The organism is Novosphingobium sp. TK46 (assembly GCF_055361525.1).
In genome coordinates this window covers 1,518,311-1,536,670 of the sequence record NZ_CM143963.1, presented here as the reverse complement: position 1 = coordinate 1,536,670, position 18,360 = coordinate 1,518,311, and the positions used below count along the sequence as shown (strand labels likewise).

The 18,360-nt window shown below is 64.0% G+C and carries 17 protein-coding genes; 6 read left to right on the top strand and 11 right to left on the bottom strand.

Translation table 11 applies throughout. From position 1 onward, the window contains the following. Window positions 1-5: 5 nt before the first annotated feature. The gene (locus tag ACXJ1Z_RS07350) at window positions 6-779 is read right to left on the bottom strand and encodes an SDR family NAD(P)-dependent oxidoreductase (protein ID WP_463780691.1); all 774 of its coding nucleotides are present in this window, start codon (window positions 777-779) and stop codon (window positions 6-8) included. 189 nt (window positions 780-968) lie between these two features. Between ACXJ1Z_RS07350 and ACXJ1Z_RS07345 the strand changes: the two genes are divergently transcribed. Further along, window positions 969-1,508, top strand: a complete 540-nt coding sequence (locus tag ACXJ1Z_RS07345; RefSeq protein WP_463780689.1) for a sterol desaturase family protein — start codon at window positions 969-971, stop codon at window positions 1,506-1,508. A gap of 21 nt (window positions 1,509-1,529) precedes the next feature. Here the strand turns inward: ACXJ1Z_RS07345 and ACXJ1Z_RS07340 are convergent, their stop codons facing one another. Genes ACXJ1Z_RS07340 through ACXJ1Z_RS07320 form a run of 5 tightly spaced genes read right to left on the bottom strand, consistent with a single transcriptional unit; the run spans window position 1,530 to window position 6,849 of the window. Beyond that, window positions 1,530-2,726 (bottom strand): glycosyltransferase family 4 protein, encoded by a 1,197-nt coding sequence (locus tag ACXJ1Z_RS07340; protein WP_463780687.1) that lies wholly within the window; start codon window positions 2,724-2,726, stop codon window positions 1,530-1,532. Beyond that, window positions 2,723-4,399, bottom strand: a complete 1,677-nt coding sequence (locus ACXJ1Z_RS07335) for a capsular polysaccharide export protein, LipB/KpsS family (RefSeq protein ID WP_463780685.1) — start codon at window positions 4,397-4,399, stop codon at window positions 2,723-2,725. Before ACXJ1Z_RS07335 ends, ACXJ1Z_RS07340 begins: the two co-directional genes overlap by 4 nt. Next, window positions 4,396-5,049 (bottom strand): histidine phosphatase family protein, encoded by a 654-nt coding sequence (locus ACXJ1Z_RS07330; protein WP_463780684.1) that lies wholly within the window; start codon window positions 5,047-5,049, stop codon window positions 4,396-4,398. Before ACXJ1Z_RS07330 ends, ACXJ1Z_RS07335 begins: the two co-directional genes overlap by 4 nt. Beyond that, a complete protein-coding gene (locus ACXJ1Z_RS07325; RefSeq protein WP_463780683.1) occupies window positions 5,046-5,858 on the bottom strand; it encodes a 3-deoxy-manno-octulosonate cytidylyltransferase in 813 nt (270 codons plus the stop codon). Before ACXJ1Z_RS07325 ends, ACXJ1Z_RS07330 begins: the two co-directional genes overlap by 4 nt. 1 nt (window position 5,859) lies before the next feature. After that, window positions 5,860-6,849: a KpsF/GutQ family sugar-phosphate isomerase gene (locus ACXJ1Z_RS07320; RefSeq protein ID WP_463780681.1), complete on the bottom strand. Its 990-nt coding sequence runs from the start codon at window positions 6,847-6,849 to the stop codon at window positions 5,860-5,862. Between the two features lie 204 nt (window positions 6,850-7,053). Between ACXJ1Z_RS07320 and kdsA the strand changes: the two genes are divergently transcribed. Genes kdsA through ACXJ1Z_RS07305 form a run of 3 tightly spaced genes read left to right on the top strand, consistent with a single transcriptional unit; the run spans window position 7,054 to window position 9,363 of the window. Then, complete coding sequence (kdsA, locus tag ACXJ1Z_RS07315; protein WP_463780680.1) at window positions 7,054-7,890, top strand: 3-deoxy-8-phosphooctulonate synthase; 837 nt, start codon at window positions 7,054-7,056, stop codon at window positions 7,888-7,890. Between the two features lie 60 nt (window positions 7,891-7,950). After that, window positions 7,951-8,979 carry a phytanoyl-CoA dioxygenase family protein gene (locus ACXJ1Z_RS07310; RefSeq protein ID WP_463780677.1) on the top strand — a complete coding sequence of 343 codons (1,029 nt, stop codon included), beginning with the start codon at window positions 7,951-7,953 and terminating at the stop codon, window positions 8,977-8,979. Between the two features lie 57 nt (window positions 8,980-9,036). Continuing rightward, window positions 9,037-9,363 (top strand): hypothetical protein, encoded by a 327-nt coding sequence (locus tag ACXJ1Z_RS07305; protein WP_463780675.1) that lies wholly within the window; start codon window positions 9,037-9,039, stop codon window positions 9,361-9,363. 45 nt (window positions 9,364-9,408) lie between these two features. Here ACXJ1Z_RS07305 and ACXJ1Z_RS07300 read toward each other — a convergent pair whose 3' ends face one another. Continuing rightward, complete coding sequence (locus ACXJ1Z_RS07300; protein ID WP_463780674.1) at window positions 9,409-10,035, bottom strand: outer membrane protein; 627 nt, start codon at window positions 10,033-10,035, stop codon at window positions 9,409-9,411. 547 nt (window positions 10,036-10,582) lie between these two features. Between ACXJ1Z_RS07300 and ACXJ1Z_RS07295 the strand changes: the two genes are divergently transcribed. Then, window positions 10,583-12,070: a phosphomannomutase gene (locus ACXJ1Z_RS07295; protein ID WP_463781193.1), complete on the top strand. Its 1,488-nt coding sequence runs from the start codon at window positions 10,583-10,585 to the stop codon at window positions 12,068-12,070. A gap of 188 nt (window positions 12,071-12,258) precedes the next feature. Here ACXJ1Z_RS07295 and ACXJ1Z_RS07290 read toward each other — a convergent pair whose 3' ends face one another. Beyond that, window positions 12,259-12,933, bottom strand: coding sequence for a YiaD family glycine zipper/OmpA-like lipoprotein (locus ACXJ1Z_RS07290; RefSeq protein WP_463780673.1), 675 nt, complete (start codon window positions 12,931-12,933; stop codon window positions 12,259-12,261). A 182-nt stretch (window positions 12,934-13,115) separates the two neighbouring features. Here ACXJ1Z_RS07290 and ACXJ1Z_RS07285 point away from each other — a divergent pair, with 182 nt between their 5' ends. Beyond that, window positions 13,116-14,447 carry a hemolysin family protein gene (locus tag ACXJ1Z_RS07285; RefSeq protein WP_463780671.1) on the top strand — a complete coding sequence of 444 codons (1,332 nt, stop codon included), beginning with the start codon at window positions 13,116-13,118 and terminating at the stop codon, window positions 14,445-14,447. Window positions 14,448-14,523: 76 nt separating this feature from the next. On the opposite strand, the gene ACXJ1Z_RS07280 is transcribed toward ACXJ1Z_RS07285, so the two are convergent. From ACXJ1Z_RS07280 to ileS, 3 genes are read right to left on the bottom strand one after another with little or no spacing between them, the layout of a single operon-like run. Continuing rightward, window positions 14,524-14,967, bottom strand: a complete 444-nt coding sequence (locus tag ACXJ1Z_RS07280; protein WP_463781192.1) for a DUF3035 domain-containing protein — start codon at window positions 14,965-14,967, stop codon at window positions 14,524-14,526. A 3-nt stretch (window positions 14,968-14,970) separates the two neighbouring features. Further along, on the bottom strand, window positions 14,971-15,498 hold the full coding sequence (gene lspA / locus ACXJ1Z_RS07275) for a signal peptidase II (protein ID WP_463780670.1): 528 nt from the start codon (window positions 15,496-15,498) through the stop codon (window positions 14,971-14,973). Beyond that, window positions 15,495-18,296, bottom strand: coding sequence for an isoleucine--tRNA ligase (gene ileS / locus ACXJ1Z_RS07270; RefSeq protein WP_463780668.1), 2,802 nt, complete (start codon window positions 18,294-18,296; stop codon window positions 15,495-15,497). Before ileS ends, lspA begins: the two co-directional genes overlap by 4 nt. Between the last annotated feature and the right edge of the window lie 64 nt (window positions 18,297-18,360).

Sequence of the window (18,360 nt, the reverse complement as noted above, 5' to 3'; positions counted from 1 at the left end):
CGGGCCTAGGGTTGAGGCAACGAGAGCAGCAGGCGATCGCGCAGGGATGCGGGAAGGATGCGGTCGAAAACCCTGAGTAGCGCGAAGGGCCACGGCAGGATGACATGCGCCCGCCGACGTTGCACTGCGCGAACGATTTGGTCTGCGACTGCTTCGGGTTCGATGGCAAAAGGTCTGCCAGAGACCTTCTCGCCGGACGCGTCCGTATCGAAAAAACCCGGCGAGACCAGCGTCACGGCGACTCCGTGCTGACGCACAGCCAGGCGAAGGGCATCGGCAAAGCGGGCGAGACCTGCCTTCGAACCCGAATATGCCGCCGCGAACGGCAAGGCGTGGAATGCAGCGGCTGAGCCCACGAAGACCAGGCCACCCGACCGACGCGCCACCATGCGGCCAGCCAGGGCGGCACCGATTGCCGCGGGGGCGGTGAAGTTGACGGCGCCAAGCCGCGCGACGAGTTCAGCGGTTTCGACCAGGTCGCCTGATCCGCGCACGTCGCCAAGGCCCGAGGCGAAAAGCACAAGATCGAAGGGCGTGGCCGCATCGTCGGCCAGTGCACATTCAACTGCGGCGGCAACATTCGTGAGATCGAGCGACCGCACCGTCACATCGGCGCCCGAGGCGCGGCAGGCACTGGCAGTCAGGTCCAATCTTTTCGAATCGCGCCCCCACAGCGACAAGTGGACACCCGGAGCAGCATAGCGCGCCGCCAGGGCTCTACCGAGCGCGCCTGATGCTCCGATCAACAGGATGCTTTCAGGTCGCGGAAAACGTGTCATATTCGTCTCACTCGGGAGAATTGCGGATCACTGGTTATCAGCGATAAGATCGTATTCATCGGCCCGACCCTATGAAGCTTGACAGACCCGACCTGCTGCTGTCCACGGTGCTCCATAATGCCCGCTCTATATTCCAGCTCTAAACGTGCCCGCTTGTTTGCGAACTCACACCTAGAGCAATTGACTTTGATGTCGCCGAAGCTCTTTGCGATCAGTTGGTCGGTGTTGCTGCCGACGATCGCCTGGGTGGGATGGGGTAGTGCCGCTCCGCTGCACGCCGTCGTGCTTGTGCTGGCCGGCCTGATGGTCTGGACTCTCTTCGAATACGGCATGCATCGGTTCGTGTTTCACTTCGCCTCCAAGCACGTGATCCTGCGTCGCATCGTGTTCCTGATGCACGGCAATCACCACGAAAATCCGAACGATCGCTTGCGCAACATGATGCCCTTCATCGTCAGCCTGCCCATCTCCGCCATCGCCTGGGCGTCCAGCCTGGCGCTCTTGGGCGCGAGCGGCACCTGGTTGTTCCTGGGCTGGATCTCGGGCTATGTGATCTATGACGCGGTGCATTACGCATGCCACCAGTGGCCGATGAAGGGCACCATTGGTCGAGCGCTCAAGCGCCACCACATGCATCACCACTATGTCGACGAGAAGGCCAACTACGCCATTTCGGCGATCTTCTGGGATCGCATTCTTCGTACGCGCATCACCTCGCTCAAGCGCTGATTGGCTGCAGTTGCATGGGCGCTATAGCCCTTGCAGTGTCGCGATCGCGGACGTGGCGATTTCGATATGCCGTTGCCACGTCGGTGCTTTCCAGTCGGCTATCCGCGTGCACTGCGCGGCAAAGCGTGGCCCCCGCGTCGCATAGTCCACGATCGCGGCGCGCCAGCCGGGTCCATCGAGTGGATCGAGGTAGTCCGGGACATGACCACCCACCTCGTGCAGCGCCGCGATATCGCTGGCGATCACCGGAACGCCGACTGACAAGGCTTCTGCAACCGGCATGCCATAGCCTTCGGTGAACGACGGCATCAACAACGCTCTGGCGCCGCGAAGCATCCCGGCAAGATCCGCATCCGAGCATCCATTGCGTTCCTCGACATGCCCGGCCAGCCAGGGGCATCGTTCCAGCATGTCGATCACCTGCTCGTTCTCCCAGCCGCGCCGGCCGATGATGACCAGGCGCGGTACCTCGGCGGACGGGAGGCTCTGCGCAAGATCGCGCCACAGATGCAGCAGCAGCAAGTGATTCTTGCGCGGTTCGATCGTCCCCAGACACACGAAATAAGGTCGCGGATCCGATTGCGGCGGCGCGGGCGTGTCGGGCAAGCGCTCGGTTCCCAACAAGGCGATGTGAACGGACGGGTGACGGTCGCCGCTGTCGAGCCACGGCTGTAGCGAGCGCCCGGTGGCCGCGGAGTTGACGATCACCGCATCAGCAGTTGCCGCGATCGTCTCGATCCGCTGACGATGCAGCGCGGCCCCGCTTGGACGCGCATATTCAGGATACTCGATCGGGATGAGATCGTGCACCAGGCAAACGAAGCGAGCCCGCTCCCGCGCGAGGATACGCTGCACCTTGGTACGATCGGTCAGGTGATGAGGCGATACCTGGACATAGACGGGGTCCTGCAGGTCGGTCACCTCGCGCCTGGGCCACAATTTCGCAAGCTGAGGCAGGATCGAAAGCAGAGAGCGCTGCGGCGGATGAGCCTCCTGGCTCGACCAGCGCCGCTCGAGCTCATCGAGGTATGCGATAGCCGCGTCGCGTGGAAGACGGCCATACCGTCCTATGGGGTGGACCGCGGCGAACGTCAGGGCATCGCCATAATGCTGGATGAAGCCCCGCGCATAGGCCATCTCCACCCGGTCGACGCCGGATGGCGTGGAATAACGGACGCGCGAGATCAGGCGGGAGATGTCGAGGATCACGGCGCTCATCGCAGGGCTGCCGATAACCATCCTTGCCAGCGACGCAAGGGGGCGATCCAGGCAAGGCGATTGGTCGCGCGATCGGTCGCCATGCGGCCGACCAGCACTTCGGGCGGGCAAGGCAGTCCGGTCACCGGATCGAGGTAGCGGGGATAGACGATAAGCACGCCGGCGACGAGCGCATCCAAAGTGAGTTCTCGTCCCCGCCGGTGTGGCACCGCGCCTAGGTCACGCGTGAGGCCCCAGCCGGCGTAGAAAGGCGTTCCGTGGCACGTCACCGCACAACCGCGCAGCAGGGCCTCGAAACCGGTCAGAGAGGTGAGCACATGAACCGCATCGGCGACGCCGAGCAGAGTCGCCATGTCGGGGCCCCGCACGATCCGATCGGCGAACTGCAATACCTCGTCGTCCGGCACCGATCCCTTGCGATGACCGGCATCGACATCGGGATGTGGTCGGAACCAGATCTCGGCGTCGGGCTCCAGCGCGCGGGCGCGGCGCAAGACCTCGAGATTGGAGGTCAACCCGCCACCACCGGCCACCACCGACATGTCGTCTTCCACTTGCGCGGCGACGAGGACGAGACGGCGTTCGGGCTGGTGATCCGGCACCGGGGTGGCGGCTCCTGCGGCATACTTGCTGATGCCGGCCGCCACGATCGTTTCACGCAGGCTCCGCGCGCGATCGAGAAGACGTTGCGAAAACGTGGTCGTGGCGAGGATATGCTCGAGATCGCTTGGTCCGGCAGGATCGAAGTGGATCCCACGCGCGTCGACGACGACTGAGGAAGGCGGCACCAGATGTACCCCAAGCCCGACCGAGCGCACGAAGCCGTCCTCGATGCGCACCAGCGGCACATTGCGGTCACGGCTGCTGGCGATCAATTCGCGCGAGACGCGTGACGGCCAGACCGCGAGCGCACCGCCATGTCTCGCGGCGCAGGCAAGGGCACGCGCCGGATTGTGGAACAAGCGCACCGGGCGTCGCGGGTGCCACAGGAAGCGGCGAATCTCCGCGCGCTTCCACCAGGCCATGCCGCAAGCCGCAGCAATGCCATGGTTCGCCTTCAGCATCGCACGCCATGTTCCAAGCAACTCGATCGTGACCTCGATCGTCGTCGGCGCGTCGGCAAAAGGATTGCGCCATACTGCGGCGAGCAGCGCCTCGGCCACCTTGGCATCGAGCCGATCCGGGCCATCGTCGGGAGCCCCGAATGGTCCCGGCGAAAGCACCTGTACCGGCAATCCGATGATGCGGGCGATGGCCACCCATTCGTCGTCTCCGTGCGTCACCAGCGATCGCGCACCGTCCAACGCAGACCAGGGATCGACATCCGTACGCCATGCGCCTCCGTCCTTCCGCACGGCGCGAGCCACCTGGCGCGCCGTGCGGCGATCGGGAGCGATCCATAAGGTCGACCGACGTTCCGCCATGGTCCTGCCATCGTGTTCGCGAGCAAAGTCACGGCGATCGCGAAGGCGCACGACAGTATCGACCGGACCATCAATGCGCGCATCGTCATCCCAGAACCGACCACCGACACGCGCGGCGCGCACCATCGCGAACAGCGAGGCGATATCATGCGATACCTCCTTCGAAGGCGCCTCGGCCACGGTCGAGACCGTCGCGTCGGCGCCCGGAAACGGCGGAGCGCGCAACAGGGGGAGCGGGCTCTCGTTCATGGACGGCGGCCCCACACCGGCACTTCCAGGCGGCCGTTCGGCGCTCGACGGATGACACCATAGCTCCCGGTCGGCAATTTGAGCCCCGACAAGCCGAAACTCGCGAGCTTCAGCGCTTCATCCGCCAGAAGAGCGAAGCGCGCCGCGCCGTTGCTCGTGACGATCAGCGTCGTGCCGAACAATGGTGTTGCGAATAGCGAACGCCAGGCGGCCAGACGCATGTCGGCCTCGACATGCCAGCCTGCGGGCGAGATTGCGGCACTGTCCCAGTCGGTCAAGGCCGCCGCGCCGATCCTCGCCACCACGGCGTCTTCGGGCATGTTTTCGTCAGGACCATGATCGATTTCGCGCAACCATTCCGCAGTTTCGATCGTCACGGGCGAGCCATGGCTCTCAAGCACCGCCTGCGCGCTTTGACGGGTTCGCCGCAACGGCGAGGCCAGCACGCGATCGAAGACGATCCCATCGTTCGCGAAATGGGCGCCCAAGGCTTTTGCCTGCTCCAATCCTGCCTTGGTGAGCGGGAGGTCGGTCCGCGCACCGATTCGCCGCGGGATATCGCCCGCCTCGAAGGTGTTGCCATGGCGCATGATGATGAACATCGTCCGGCCATAGCCGCTCTGCGCCGCCGAATACCAGACCCGGCTCAATGCGGGAACGGGTCACCCAATCGCGCGATGGTCGCTTCGGCCAGGGCCAGGTCGGCGGGCGTGTCGATGCCGGACATGGCGTGTTGGGGGGCATCGACCGCGACGGTGGCGATGGTGCGGCCTGCCTCGAGGAAACGAAGCTGTTCGAGCCCTTCGAGTTGCTCGTAGGTGCTGGCCGGAGCAGACGCGAACCAGTCCAGCGCGGCCATGCGGTAGCCATAGAGGCCAAGATGCTGCCACACCGGCGAAAACGGCGACTGTGTTCGCAGCTTCTCCTCGTCGCGGATGGCGGGCTGGATTGCCTTCGAAAACCACAAGGCCCGGCCGTCCTGACCACGCACGCACGTCGTCCCGCTGAATGGGGAGGCTTGCTTGTGCGCGCGCAGCCGGTCGAGTCGCTCCCAGTCGAGCCGGTACACCGGGGTCGCCACGTCGGCTTCGCCGGACCGCAAGGTCGAGAGTAATCCCGCCACGACATGCGGCGGCACGAACGGCGCGTCGCCCTGCAGATTGACCACGCGCGAAGGCGGCTGTGCCCGCGTCCGCGCCGCGGCGCATGCGCGTGCCGAACCTGAGTCGAGCGCGGTGTCCGTCATCGCCACCTCCACGCCGATTTGGCGGGCATGGTCGGCGATGCGATGATCATCGGTAGCGACGATCACGTCGCAAGAGCCGGCAGTCCGGGAAGCCGCTCGCGCGATGGCGACGACACGTTCCAGCAGCGTGCGTCCAGCAATCAGAAGTAGCGGTTTGCCGGGAAGACGTGTGGATCCATACCGCGCAGGAACGACGATCAGGTCATTCGCCAAATCAGGCGACGCCTGCCCTGACGATGTCGTGCATGTGGACGATGCCGGCCAGCTTGCCGTCGTCTTCGACAACAAAGAGCACGGATACCGCATTCTCATTCAGGAGGCGCAATGCTTCCGAAGCCAAGGTCTGCGCGCTCACCGCCACCGGGCGGGGCGACATATGCGCGCCGATGTCGTCGTTCAGATCGTGAACCGCAATGCAACGACGCAGGTCGCCATCGGTAAACGCACCGACCAGCATGTCGTCTTCATCGACGACGGCCGTGCAGCCGTAGCGCTTGAGGCTCATTTCGATCGTGGCGCTTTTGACCGAAGCCGTGCGCAGTACGCGCGGGATCGAATCGCCGGCGCCCATGATCTGGCTGACGCGGCACAGCTGCGCGCCAAGGCGCCCGCCGGGGTGAAAGGCCTGGAAGTCCGAGGGCGTGAAACCGCGCGCTTCGAGCAGTGCCATCGCCAATGCGTCGCCCAGCACCATCTGCAGCGTCGTCGAAGAGGTCGGCGCCAGTTCGTTGGGGCAAGCTTCCCGCACCGCCGGCATGGCGAGACAAACGTCGGCGATGCGGCCCGCCGTGCTGTCGGCGTGGGACGTCGCGACGATCAGCTTGATGCCGCGAAATTTGCAGTAATGAAAGATATCGCCAAGCTCGGTCGTTTCACCCGACCAGGTGATCGCCAGAACTACGTCGTTGTCTGTGATGACGCCCAGGTCGCCGTGGCTGGCTTCGCCGGGATGGAGATAGAGCGCAGCCGTACCGGTGGAGCGCATGGTCCCGGCGATCTTGCGGGCGATATGCCCGCTCTTGCCCATGCCCGTGACGATCACCCGCCCCCGCGTGCTCACGAGCAACTGGATCGCTGCCTCGATCGCCCCGGCCAACTGAGGCGAATGCATCGCCTCGCGCAGGGTTTCGAGAGCCTTGAGCTCGATATCGAGCGTCCTGAGGGCCGATGCGGAAGACCGCGTGGATAACACTTCAGATGCCATCGCGAACTCGGATCGTTGTATAATCAGCTGCTTGCCTAACCGGTAAACAAGTCGGGAGCGGTAATTGAAGGTTCCGGGGATTGCCAGCCGTTTCGTTAAGCTCCAAGGGAGCGCATCCGTTTGGATCGCGAACCGAGACATTTTTGCATCGCGAAATCGCAGCCGGCGGGTGACGAGACCGGCGATGGCAGAGGCAGGCAGACAATGATCTTTCACGACCATGAGATCAACGCCCGCTCGCCCTTGTTCGTGATCGCAGGCCCCTGCGTGATCGAGAGCGAGGAACTGGTGCTGTCCGTCGCGCAAAGGCTGGCGGATATCGGCCGGCGGCTGGGCCTGCTGGTGGTATTCAAAAGCTCGTTCGACAAAGCCAATCGCAGCTCCGATCGATCGTTCCGGGGGCCCGGAATGGATGAGGGGCTGCGCATTCTCGAAAAGGTGCGGGATGCGACCGGCCTGCCGGTGCTCACCGACGTGCATGACGCGACGCAAGTCGCGGCGGTGGCCGAAGTGGCGGACATTCTGCAAACCCCGGCTTTCCTGGCTCGACAGACCGACTTCATTGCGGCGGTTGCGGCAGCCGGCAAGCCCGTCAATATCAAGAAGGCCCAGTTCATGGCGCCGGCCGACATGAAGCAAGTGGTCGCCAAGGCACGCAACGCGGCCAGCACGGCCGGGAAGGATCCCGACGCTTTCATGGTATGTGATCGCGGAACCTCGTTCGGCTACAACAACCTGGTGTCGGACATGCGCGGGCTGGCGATCATGGCCGAGACCGGCTGCCCGGTCGTATTCGACGCGACTCACTCGGTGCAACAGCCAGGTGCGCTGGGCGAGAGCTCTGGAGGGCAACGCGAATTCGTGCCCCTGCTGGCAAGAGCGGCGGTCGCGGCCGGCGTCTCGGGCGTGTTCATGGAAACGCATCCGGATCCCGATCGTGCATTGTCCGATGGACCCAACGCCTTGCCGCTCGATCAGTTCGAAGGATTGGTGGCGCGCTTGCAAGCCATCGACGCAGTGGTGAAGAGTGCTGAAGCCTAACCCCTGGTACACCGCAGGTCGGCCATGCGGCGGCACGAGGACGGACCGAAGCAAAAGACGATGAACATCCGAAGGCTTCTGCTGGCTCCGTTTTGGACGGTGCAGTTGCTCACCTCAGCCAAGAGCTTCCTGGACAATCCGATCATCGGATCCCGGCGCCTGAACGCCCGGGGTCTTCACCTTGCGCGCGTCAGGCTGGCAGCAAGCCTGACCGCATGGCGCCGCCGCCGGCTTGCTCGACGTGTCAGGCCGGAATGGCGCCAGGCCTTCGACCGTGATGGCTTCGTCATCATACCGGACGTGATACCCTCTGCTGAATTTGCCCAGTTGCGCGACGCAATCCTCGCTTATCGCGGACCTGCGCGCGAGATGCGGCAGGGTGATGCGATCACCCGCCGGCTGGCCATCGATCCCGCCATGCTCGCGGCGGTTCCGGACCTCGGCCAGCTTTTGGCTCGGCGAGATCTGGTGGCATTGTTCCACTATGTCTCCAGCTTCCGGACCACCCCCCTGCATTATGTGCAGACCATCGCCAGCAAGGACGGCACGCCGGAAGCTGATCCGCAGGAGACCCTTCACGCCGACAGCTTCCATGCGTCCTTGAAGGCCTGGCTGTTTCTTCGCCCGGTTACGATCGAGGATGGACCGTTCACATTCGTACCAGGGTCTCATCGCTTCACCACCGAGCGGCTGGCCTGGGAACATCGCCGCAGCCTGCCCGATCCAAGTAGCATCGATCGCCTGTCTGCGCGGGGATCGCCGCGGGTTTCGGCGGAGGATCTGACGGCTATGGGCTTACCCGAGCCTCGAGCTCTGGCGGTATCGGGAAACACGCTTGTCGTAGCCGATACGGTCGGATTTCATGCGCGCGGTCCTTCGGCCCATGCGTCCGAGCGAGTCGAATTGTGGTCCTATGCGCGTCGCAATCCGTTCCTGCCTTGGCTGGGCGGAGATGTGCTGAGCGTGCCCGGCCTGGCCGAGCGTCGGGTGAACTGGCTGTGGTACTTGCGCGACAGGCTGGAGACGCGACTGGGCCAACCCTGGCGCCCCGCAGGTGTTCGTACCGCCACGGATGATGTCATCAACTAAGACATTTGGCTGGTCGTTTGCGCCGTTCCACCCGGGCCTGACACCTATCGATGTTGCATGTCGCGATCGATCGGGCATCCTGCCGACATGGAATATCTGGCGCATGCCTTGGTGGCGATAGCCGTGCAGTCGATCATCGGACTGCTCACGGGTAGGTGGTGGACCGGCGCAGCGCTTGCTTCCGGCTACTTTCTAGGGCGGGAAGTCGCGCAGGCCGAATATCGATGGATTGAATGGTTCGGCCACGGGTTGCGAGCGAACATGCCCTGGTGGGGGCCTTTCGACATGCGGGTCTGGCCAAAGGCGGATCAATGGATCGACTGGATGGGGCCGTTGACGGCCACTTGCGCCTTGGCGCGATACAGCACCCGTAAGCCGCGATAGATCGGACCAGCACCGATCACGGCGCTGGTCCGAAGGTGCTCAAGCTTACTTGAAGCGGATGCCCACGCCACCCATCAGGCGGCTGCGCGACGAAGCGCCGTTGTAGTTCGAGTAGACATACTGCGCGTTGACATAGACCGGGGCACGGCCCTGAGTCAGCGTGAACTCAGCGCCGCCGCCAAGCTGATAGCCGTCAGCATTGTACTTGTCATAGACGAGCTGGGTGCCGGTAGGACCGTCGATACGGCGGCGCTGCTCGCCGTTCACGTAACCGCCCTTGCCGAAGACCAGCAACTGCGGGGTAACCAGATAGCCGACGCGGAAGGCAGCGCCGAGTTCCTGGAACGCCTTGTGGCAGATCGAGTTGGTGTCGGGGAGGCCAGTGCAGTTCTCGTTGCCGTTGCCCGGACGCCAGTAGCTGCCCTCGGCGCCGATCACGATGCGCTCACCCAGCGTGCCGTCGAAACCGATGGTGCCACCGTAGCCGAACTTGTCGTTGTGCTCGCCTTCGGAGTAGAAGCGATCGCCGCCTGCGTTTCCTTCGATGCGGATGCCGCGGAACGAGGTGCCGTTGGCAGCCAGGTCGGTGCCGGTCGCGTCCTGAGCGAACGCCGGCTGAGCGGCGATGCCAGCTACCAGCATCGCGGCGAGGGTGAGGGTTGTCTTCTTCATTTCAAATCCTTGCATTGCCGTCAGGCGACAAACGGCCGCGTACTTGTGTAGTTGCCGTTAGTGAAGCCTCTAGGATTGTTATTTGTCGGATCGTGCTTTTTGCGCAACAGCACGATTACAGTTACGTTCAGCGACAATGTCGCGGAACTGAGGAAGGCAATTCGCTACGTCTGATCGGATCACGATAAGCCGGTAAGCATGCGATCGTTCTGTCGATGTCGTTTGCCAGCAAACTTTTGCTAGAGAACCACCATGACCATTCGTCGTCGAGCGTTCACGGGACCAAAGATACAGTGCTGCCTAAAGACCTTGTTCGACTGGCCATGCTTTTGATTCCAGATTCCCGGTACGATTCGCAACGGCCCATCCCGGCTTGGCAGCTGGTGCAGCCACAGCTAACAGGTGGCGTCTTGATAAGGTGCGCTGAAACTGGGTCGATCGGTGGTGCTGCCCGGCTATTCACAGGCGAATTCATGGACATTCGAACGGGCAAAAAGGCGGGCAGCATGCCGGCCTGGACCGAAAAGGCAGCGGAGTTATGCAGATGATGGGCGACTATGTGGCGGTCGACGACGTGATGATCCGATCGGGTGTCGCCTTCGGTACCAGCGGCGCTCGCGGCCTCGTGGAAGCGATGACGGATCAAGTGTGCTTCACGTATACGTGCGCATTCCTCCAGCATCTGGAAACCATCGGCCAGTTCTCTGAAGGCAAGCCGGTCGCGATAGCCGGTGATCTGCGACCATCGACCGCTCGCATCATGGCCGCTTGTGCAGCGGCGATCCGCCACAAGGGGGGCCTGGTTGCGTATTGCGGTTACGTGCCGTCGCCGGCCGTGGCCGGCTATGGTTTCGTGCACGGGCATCCATCGCTGATGGTTACCGGCAGTCATATTCCCGATGACCGAAACGGGATCAAGTTCAACCGTGCCGACGGCGAGATCCTGAAGCCGGACGAGTTGGCGATCCGCGCGCAGACCGTCTTGCTGCCAAACATATTCGATGATCACGGCATGCTGGTGCAAGATGTCGATTGCGGGCCGCTGATCGATGTCGCGACGGCGTACACCGCGAGATACGTCGATTTCTTCGGTACCGAAGCACTGAAGGGATTGAAGCTCGGCATCTATGAACACTCCGCCGTGGGCCGTGACCTGCTGGTGGCGATCGTCGAAAAGCTTGGTGGCGAGGCCGTTCGCCTTGGGCGTTCCGAACGGTTCATCCCGGTCGATACCGAAGCGGTCCGACCCGAAGATCAAGTCCTGGCAAAGCAGTGGGCCGTCGAGCACAATCTCGATGCGATCCTGTCGACCGACGGCGACTCGGATCGCCCATTGTTGGCCGATGAAGCAGGATCGTGGCTGCGCGGCGATCTGCTCGGCATCCTGTGCGCCCAAGCCTTGAACATCGAGGCGGTCGCGGTGCCGGTCAGCTGCAACACCGCCTTGGAGCAGACGGGAAGCTTCAAGCAGGTACGACGCACCCGCATCGGTTCTCCCTTCGTGATCGAAGCCATGAACGAACTGCTGCACGACTGGGCGACCGTTTGCGGGTTCGAGGCGAATGGCGGCTTTCTGCTCGCCACGGCGGTCGAGGACGGGGGGCGGCATCTTCCGGCGCTTCCGACCCGTGATGCCGTTCTGCCGATGGTCGCCGTATTGACCCAGGCGCGTCGCCAGGGCGTGTCCTTGTCCCAGCTTCAGGATGGGCTGCCGGATCGCTACACCTACAGCGAGCGGCTGAAGGACTTTCCGACAGCGCACAGCCAGGCGTTGCTGGCATCGCTGCAGGAAGGTTCGGGGTCCGCGGTTCTTGCTCGTCTGAGCGAGATGTTTGGCGCGCTTGCAGGCGCCGCCACCTCGTTTGACGTTACGGATGGATTGCGGATCTCGTTCGATGGCGGCGACATCATCCACCTGCGTCCCAGCGGCAATGCTCCTGAACTACGCTGCTATACCGAAAGTGCCACGGCCGAACGTGCGGCATGGCTGAACGACAAGGTTCTTGAGCTTCTGGCCCAGCAGGTGGCGGCCTGATCCATTCGGCTCATCGCCTGGGACGGGCCAGAACTTTGCGTCGTTCGTCCCACGATCGGCCGATGGCGGTCGGAATGGTGGTATTCCGACCGTCCTGATCCGCGATAGCCACAGCGAGCACATGCCGCCCGGAGAACGAAGGCTCCCGCCCTCGGTCGCCGGGCGCCTAGGCTCGCTCCGGCCGGTTACTAGCGGGCGCGCTGCACGTCGTCCGTCGACACGGGCGTGATCTTGACCTCGACGCGGCGGTTCTTGGCGCGGCCATCGGCGGTCGCGTTGTCGGCGACGGGGTAGCTTTCGCCCATGCCCTTGGCCTGTAGGCGTGCCGACGAAACCCCGCGCGAAATCAGATAACGCGCCACGGCATCGGCGCGGCGCTGCGACAGATCGAGGTTGTACTGGTCGGACCCGGTCGAATCGGTATGTCCGTACACGTCGACCAGGCTGTCCGGATACTGGATCATGCTCTGCGCCACGCGATCGAGCGCGCTTTGGAAGGCGGGGCTGACTTCGGTCGAATCCACCGCGAACGTAACGTCGGGCAGGTTGAGGAGAATACCATCACCCTGCTCGGTCACGTCGATGCCGGATCCGGCGGTTGTCTCGCGCAATTCGCGGATTTGCTTGTCCTTCTGGTAGCCGATGGCGCCGCCGGCGACACCGCCGATGCCCGCACCCAGGATGCGCGCCGTCTTGCCGCCGATTACGCTTCCCAGCAGATAGCCCAGGCCCGCACCACCCGCGCCGCCGATCGCGGTGCGCGAAACCTTGCGTTCTCCGGTGTTGGGATCCGTGACGCAAGCTGAGACAGTGACGAGCGAGATCACCGCGGCAGCGGACGTCAACAAGCGGGAAGTCTTCATGGCAGGGCCTTTCCTATCGGTAGCGACTTTTTGTATTTCGGCAGATTAACATCGTCTGGATGATAAGCCGCGGAACGGATCGCCCGGCCTTCGGTTCCGCATGGTAGTTCTTGCAGCGCCTGGATTGCTGACGCACCATACGCTTCGCTCGGGCTTGTTTGTCTGCTAGCGCCTGGAACATCGTGACGCCTTTCCCCTGGACTGATCTCCTAATCATCGCCGCGCTCATCCTGGTGAACGGCCTCTTCTCAATGTCCGAGCTGGCAATCGTCTCCGCGCGGCCGGCACGCCTGCGGATGTCGGCGGACAAGGGGAGCAAAGCCGCGCTCACTGCGATCGCCCTCGCGGAAGATCCCGGCAAGTTCCTGTCGACCGTGCAGATCGGCATCACCCTGATCGGTATCATCGCCGGCGCCTTTTCGGGCGCGAGCCTTGGCGGGCCCACCGGCGAGCGGATGGCGGCGTTTGGCGTTCCGGCGCAATACGCTCCGCAAGCCGGTTTCGCCCTGGTGATCGCCATTACCACCTATCTCAGTCTGGTTGTCGGCGAACTCGTACCCAAGCAGTTCGCCTTGCGGGCCGCCGAACCGATCGCTTTGGTGATGGCGCTGCCGATGTCCTTCATGGCCCGCGTCATGGCGCCGTTCGTGTGGCTGCTCGACAAGTCGTCCAGCGTGATCCTGCGCCTGTTCTCGGTGCATCGCGGCAGCGAAGGGCAGCTCACCGCCGAGGAACTGCATATGATCTTCGCCGAGGCGACGCGGTCAGGCGCGATCGAAGAGGGTGAGCGGGCGATGATGGCGGGCGTGCTGCGTCTGGCCGATCGTCCGATCCGCGAACTGATGACCCCGCGCCCCGAAGTGCACTGGATCGAAGCGTCCGCAACGCAGGAGCAATTGCTGGCGCGCATCGCCGATACGCCGCATGCGCTATTGCCGGTGGCGGAGGGCTCGCCCGACAACGTCGTCGGCGTACTGCGTGTACGTGAAGTGCTTGCTGCCGTCGTCGAAGGCCGCGCGGTCGACATCGCGGCCTTGATGCGCAAGGCCGAAGTGATCCCCGATCAGATCGATGCGATGGACGCGCTCAAGGTGCTGCAGCGCGCCGAAGTGCCGATGGCGATGGTGCGGGACGAATACGGCCACCTTGAAGGTCTGGTTACGCCCAGCGATGTGCTGGCGGCGATCGCAGGCGATTTCGTCAGCCACCAGGACGAGGGCGACCACCCGATGCTGGTCGAGCGCGAGGACGGATCGCTACTGATCTCGGGCGCGATGCCGGCGGATACACTCTCGGACAAGCTGGGCCTGAGCCTGCCCGAAGATCGCGAATTCGCGACGGCGGCAGGCTACGTCCTGGCGGTCATCAAGCGAGTGCCGCAGGAAGGCGAGCACTTCTTGGAGCAAGGCTGGCGTTTCGAGGTCGTCGATATGGACGGCCTTCGGATCGACAAGCTGCTGGTTTCGCGCGAAGACACGGACGAAGAAGGCGATGGCGTGGCCGGCGACGAGTAGAACCTTGCCGCTCGTTCCCTGAGGCTAACGCATCTCGCCCGACGACCCGAACATCCCCCGCACCGTCGCGACGCGATCAGGTGCCGGCAGGCGCCTGTCCGGCAGGGGCTGCGCCCGCGGTCGCCTGCGCGTCGCGACCATCGCCCTGCGGAGCGGCGAGAATCTGCTGGGTCACGCGGCCCTTGGCGACAGTGTGGGTGCCGGTATCGCCCACGGTCGAACGGATTGATGGGTCCGACGTGCCGGCAAGTCCCAGAGCAGAAGATTCGATGTCGCTACGTGCGGACGGTCCGCCGAACAGCGCGTCGAGCGTCTGTCCCTGCAACGTCTCGTCCGCTGGACGCGGTTCGCCCTGCTGTGGGGGCTTGAGCGCGAAATCCGGCGGCACGACGAGCGGTGACTGGCGCTGCACGGCGAACTCGTCGGGGCGGTCGCGATTGAGCAGCCCGGTGCTGCCGCAGCCCGAAAGCGCGGCTGCGCCCAAGGCCACCAGAGCCAGCGTCGACAGGTTCAGCTTCATCACTTAAATCTCCGGGGCCGGCTCGGCTGCGTCGGGCTTTTCGCGCGAAAGCAGGGAGCGGGCAAGGATTATCACGACCCCGATGGTGATCGCGGCGTCGGCGAAATTGAAGATCAGGAACGGCCTGAAATCGCCGAAATGCAAGTCGGCATAGTCGATGACGAAGCCGTGTTCCCAGCGGTCGCGGATGTTGCCTGCGGCACCACCCAGCACCAGTGCGAGCGGCAGAACATCCCCGAGCAGCTTTTCACGCAGCATCCATGCTGCCACGAACAGGCCGATACCGGCGGTCATCGCCAGCAGCACGAAACGCATCTCGATCGATCCGGCGGTGAGCAGGCCGAGGCTGACGCCGTAGTTTTCGGTCCAGCGAAAATCGAAGAACGGCAGCACCTTCACCAGACGCACGTTGTAGAGGTTCAAACCCTTGTCGACCCAGATCTTGATCCCCTGGTCGATCACGAAAATCGCCAGTGCTATCAACAGGCCGATGCCGCGATTGCGCCAGGGATTGACCGGAACCGCCGTCACGCAGCAGGCTCCATCGCGCCGACGACGGTTTCGCAGCGCGCGCACAAAGCGCCGTCTTCCTCGACTTCGGGGAGATGGCGCCAGCAGCGGCCGCACTTGTGATCTTCGGATGGGGCAACCTGCACCGCCTCGCCCTGGCCGCGGTGGACTTTCGCAGTGATGAACAGTTCGGCCAAGTCACCCTCGGGTGCCGCATCGGGCACAGTGACTTCGGCGGCGAGGCTGGATCCGACGATCTTTTCGCGCCGCAGCGGCTCGATCGCCTCGGTGACTTGCTGGCGCAGCGCGCGCAGGTTCGCCCAGTGCGCGAGATCGGCCTGCGCTTCGGGGACTTGTGGCCACTCGAGCAAGTGCACGGTTTCGGCGCCGGGATAGCGGCTCTGCCAGATCTCCTCGGCGGTGAAGACCAGCGCCGGCGCGGCGTAGCGGATCAGCGCCTGGAACAGCGTGTCGAGGACGGTGCGATAGGCACGCCGCTTCGGGTCCGTGGCTGCGTCGCAGTAAAGGCTGTCCTTGCGGATATCGAAGAAGAACGCGGACAGGTCCTCGTTGCAAAAGTCGATCAACGTGCGGACGTAAGTGTTGAAGTCGAAGTCCGCGACGGCTTGCCGCAAGGTGGCGTCGAGTTGGCCGAGCAGTGCGAGCACGTAGCGTTCCAGCTCGGGCATCTCGGCCACGACGACGGTCTCGGCCGGATCGTAATCGGCCAGCGCGCCCAACATGTAGCGGAAGGTGTTGCGCAGCTTGCGGTACTGGTCGGCCACGCCCTTGAGGATCTCGTCACCGATGCGGTGATCCTCGGTGTAGTCGACCGACAGCGCCCACAGGCGGATGATGTCGGCGCCGTTGGTCTCCATGACCTTGAGCGGGCTGACCGTGTTGCCCAGCGACTTCGACATCTTGAGGCCCTTGGCGTCCATGGTGAAGCCGTGGGTCAGGACCGCATCGTACGGCGCACGCCCGCGCGTGGCGCACGATTCGAGCAATGAGGACTGAAACCAGCCGCGATGCTGGTCCGAGCCTTCGAGGTAGAGGTCGGCCGGCCACGACAGCTCGGGCCAACGGCCGCTTTCCAGCACGAAGGCGTGGGTGGAGCCGGAATCGAACCAGACGTCGAGAATGTCGACGATGCGCTCATAGTCGTCGGCGCGATACTCGTTGCCGAGATACTCTTGGGCGCGGGCGTCGGACCAGGCATCGACGCCGTCCTGCTTTACCGCTGCAATGATGCGCGCGTTGACCGCCGGGTCGACGAGATACTGGCCGCTCTCGCGGTTCACGAACAGGGTGATCGGCACGCCCCAGGCGCGCTGGCGGCTGAGCACCCAGTCGGGCCGGCCCTCGACCATCGCGCCAATGCGGTTGCGGCCCTTTTCGGGAACGAAGCGGGTGTCGGCGATGGCCTGGATCGCGGTCTGGCGCAGGGAAGGGCCGCCGCTCTCGCGATCCATCGGCACGAACCACTGCGGGGTGCAGCGGTAGATCACCTTGGCCTTCGAGCGCCACGAGTGCGGGTAGGAGTGCTTGTAGTCCGCGCTAGCCGCCAGCAGCCCACCGGCTTCGCGCAAGTCCGCGCAGATCTGGCCGTCGGGCGCGTTGAACTTGGGGTTGATGACCGAGCCCTGGCCGCCGAGCCAGGTCCAGTCGGCGCGGTACTTGCCGTCGGCTTCGACCACGAACTTGGGGCCGATGCCGTGCGCCTTGCACAACTCGAAGTCGTCCTCGCCATGGTCGGGCGCCATGTGGACAAGGCCGGTGCCGCTGTCGGTGGTGACGAAGGCGCCCGCCAGCATCGGACGCGGCTCGGCGAAGAAGCCGCCGAGGTGGTGCATGGGGTGGCGGGCGATGGTGCCGGCGAGGTCGGAGCCCTTCAGCAGTTTCCGGTTTTCCGTGGCCGCAAGCTTCCAGCCTTCCCAATCAAATGAGACGTGTTCTGGATTTGCATGAGCGAGACGTTGCAGAAATGGCGCGACCAGGGCCTCTGCGATGAGCCACCTTTTGCCATCTATCGACAGAAGTTGATAATCAACCTCAGGCCCATAAGCCAATGCCTGGTTCACCGGGATCGTCCAAGGCGTCGTCGTCCAGATCACCGCATGCGCGCCGACCAGTTCGTCGATGGGCGAGTGCGTGATCTCGAACGCCACGTCGATCTGGGTCGAGACGATGTCCTCGTACTCGACCTCGGCCTCGGCCAGCGCGGTCTTCTCGACCGGGGACCACATCACCGGCTTGGCGCCGCGATAGAGTTGCCCGCTCTCCGCGAACTTGAGCAGTTCGGACACGATCGTGCCTTCGGCCTGCGGGTCCATCGTCAGGTAGGGGTGGTCCCAGTCGCCATTGATGCCGAGGCGCTTTAGCTGCTCGCGCTGGACGTTGACCCACTCGGCGGCATAGGCGCGGCACTCGGCGCGGAACTCGACGGGGTCGACCTGATCCTTGTCGAGCTTCTTCTTGCGGTACTGCTCCTCGACCTTCCACTCGATGGGCAGGCCATGGCAGTCCCAACCGGGCACGTAAGGCGCGTCCTTGCCCAGCAGCGTCTGGGTGCGCACGACCATGTCCTTGAGGATGTGGTTCAGCGCATGGCCGATGTGCATATCGCCGTTGGCATACGGTGGCCCGTCGTGGAGAATGAACTTCTCACGCCCGGCGCGGGCGGCGCGGGTCTTCTCGTAGAGGCCGGCTTCCTGCCAGCGCGCGAGGATGGCCGGCTCCTTCTGGGGCAGGCCCGCCTTCATCGGGAAGTCCGTCTTCGGCAGGAAGACAGTGGCTCGGTAATCGCGCTCTTGGGTCATGACCTGCGGCCCTTAGCGAGACGCGGGCTCAGGTGCAATTTTTGGTTGTCGCGCCGTCGTGCCC